General features: G+C 42.1%; 1 protein-coding gene and 1 pseudogene. Both read left to right on the top strand.

Annotated elements, in window-relative coordinates; all coding sequences use genetic code 11:
* Positions 1 to 437: 437 nt before the first annotated feature.
* Positions 438 to 1,905 (top strand): annotated as a pseudogene (locus tag Q0338_RS07985) (MBOAT family protein).
* Between the two features lie 9 nt (positions 1,906 to 1,914).
* The coding region (locus Q0338_RS07980; RefSeq protein ID WP_298086291.1) for a hypothetical protein at positions 1,915 to 2,985 on the top strand (1,071 nt) is incomplete at its 3' end.

The following is a 2,985-nucleotide window of genomic DNA, read 5'->3' as shown; positions in this document are numbered from 1 at the left end:
TTGAAATTTTAAGTCCACGATAGGCTATATGTCTTATTTTGACTTAAAATTTTTGCATAACGTTTAAATCCAGCCGCTATTGCATTCTTTAACTCAAATTTTAAACCAACCTACGCTTAAAAATTAAATTTCGCTTTATCTTTGTGCGTTGTCTCTCTTTGCTATACCTCGTTGCGTTTAAAATTTGCTCGGTTACGTATTAAGCATACGCTCCGCCCGCAAATTTCATCCGTGCTTAGTCTAACTTCGCAATACCACCGCTTGCGTCATTTCGCTCAAATTTAAGTTGCAACTTTGGCAGACTATTTTTACGTCCTTGCTTCAAATTTGACCGCTTGCGCGTTTAGTTTTTGCTCGGTAGCAATTAATTAATTTTTATTTTGTTTAAATATTAAATAATGTTTATTATAATTGCGCTAAAAATCAATGGATGGATAATGCTTTTTAACTCTCACGAATTTATATTTTTATTTTTGCCCGTAACTTTTTTCGTATATTTTTTCTTGAATAAAAAGCGCCTTACCGAAGCGGCGAAGGGCTTTTTAGTCGCATCGTCGCTATTTTTTTATAGCTGGTGGAATATCGCTTATCTGCCGCTAATAGTAGGCTCGATGATATTTAACTACTCTTTTGGGCTAGAGCTTTGTAAAAATAATCCCAAAATTTCAAAAAAGCTCCTCCTTGCTCTTGGTATCGCGGCAAATTTGGCTTTGCTCGGGTATTTTAAATATTCTGATTTTTTTGATCGGCAACGTAAATTTCGCCTTCGGTACGCAGATAGCGCATCTAAATTTACTCCTGCCGCTTGCGATTTCATTTTTTACGTTTCAGCAGATCGCATATCTCGTAGATTGCGTGGCGCTTAAGGGCGCAAAGCGGTACGATTTTTTAAATTACTGCTTATTTGTTACGTTTTTTCCACAGCTAATCGCCGGCCCGATCGTGCATCACAAGGAGATGATGCCGCAGTTTGCAAAAACCAAAAACAAAGTAATCAACTATGAAAATATCGCTCTTGGGCTTTTTATATTTTCTATCGGGCTTTTTAAAAAGGTCGTTATCGCCGATACTTTCGCCGTTTGGGCGACCGAGGGATTTGATAGAGCCGCGAGCTTAAATTTGATCGAAGCTTGGGTTACTAGCCTTAGCTATACGTTTCAGCTTTATTTTGATTTTAGCGGATACTGCGATATGGCGATTGGCGCGGCGCTACTTTTTAACATCAAACTCCCGATAAATTTCAACTCGCCCTATAAGGCTTTAAATATTCAGGATTTTTGGCGTAGATGGCATATCACGCTAAGCCGCTTTTTGAGAGATTACGTCTATATCCCGCTAGGGGGCAACCGTAGCGGCAAGGCGAGAACGTACGTAAATTTAGCCGCGACCTTCGTGATAGGCGGCATCTGGCACGGGGCAGGCTGGACGTTTATATTTTGGGGATTTTTACATGGCGCAGCTCTGGTTATCCAACGGATTTGGAGCGAGCTTGGCTTTAGGCTAAATAAATTCGTAGCTTGGTTTATAACCTTTAACTTCGTAAATATCGCCTGGGTGTTTTTTAGAGCAAAGGAGTGGGATGACGCGCTAAAGGTGCTAAAAGGGATGTTTTGACTAGGCGGCGGGCTAACTCTAAATTCGCGGCTAGAGAGAAAGGTCGGTTTTTTGAGAGAGTACGGCGTAAAATTTGGCGAGTGGAATCCAAATATACAAATAGACAGCACAAACACCTTGCTCTACTACCTGATTGCGGGTTTTGCGGTCTCGATACTGTTTAAAAACTCCGCGCAAAAACTGCAAGGCTTTAAACTTGGCGGGCTAAATTTGACCCTTGCCGTGCTTTGTTTTACGCTGGGCGTTTTAAATTTGCACAAAATGTCTCAATTTTTATATTTTAACTTTTAGGAAAATCGTATGAAATTTAAAAAATGGACGTTTAGCTTTTTGGCCGCGGTGGCTTTGATTTTCGCGTTTGTAGCGGTTTTTAACTACCTGGTCGATCCATACAGGATTTACGATACGGATATCTTTAAAAATAAACCCAGAGAGGATTTGCAGTCGCGCTTTATGAAGGTTTTAAAGATTCAAAAAATCAGGCCTGCCTCGATATTTTTAGGTAACTCCCGCCTGCAAACTGCGCTAAATCCTGCGCATAGATACTTTACGCAGCCTGCCTTTAACGCGGCCTTATCGGGAAGCAATCTAAACGAAGCTAAAGCCTATCTAAAATGGGCGATAAAGCAGGGAAATTTAAAGCAGGCATTGCTCGTTTTTGACGACAAGACGATGCTAGGCGGCAGCAGCAAGACCGATGATTTTGAGGAGTATTTTAAAAATCCTAGCGCGTATAAAATTTTATTTAGCTCTCAGACGCTTCGCGACTCGGTAGCGACTGTCCTAAAATACGGCAAAACTCCACTTTTTGAGCCTGACGGCAGGCGAACCGAAGCGTCGATGCTAGAAGAGGTGCAAAGAAACGGCGGCTACCGTGAATACTCCGTAAAAAAGATAGAGAGTGGATATATGGCTGAGCGCAAAAGGGACGAGGTATCAAGGCTGTCTTATGAAAATTTTATCGAGATTTTAACGGACGCTCACGAAAATAACGTAACCCTAGATATCGCGATAAGTCCGCTGCACGCGAGGTTGCTTGAAGCTATGGACTACCGAGTCGGGCTTGACGCGGCATGGTACGAGTGGAAAAAGCAGATAACGGCCGTAAATGAAGAGGTTGCCAAGCGTCTAGGAAAAAAGCCGTTTAGGATAGTGGATTTTGGCCTTTATAACGAGATAACGGCGCAGGAGCTACCTAAAAATGCCGATCAAGTCTCGCCGTACTACTGGGAGGCTAGCCACTATAACGCAAAGCTTGGCGATATGATGCTGGATTTTTTAATAAAGCAGGGCGAGCATGCGGGGCTAGGCGTAGAGATAACTAGCAAAAACATAGACGCGCACATAGAAAATCAAAAAAGCTTGAGAGCC

It is taken from the genome of uncultured Campylobacter sp., from assembly GCF_938018145.1.
GTDB lineage: Bacteria > Campylobacterota > Campylobacteria > Campylobacterales > Campylobacteraceae > Campylobacter_A.
The sequence above is the reverse complement of the archived record's forward strand: the minus strand, read 5'-3'. Positions and strand labels throughout refer to the sequence as shown.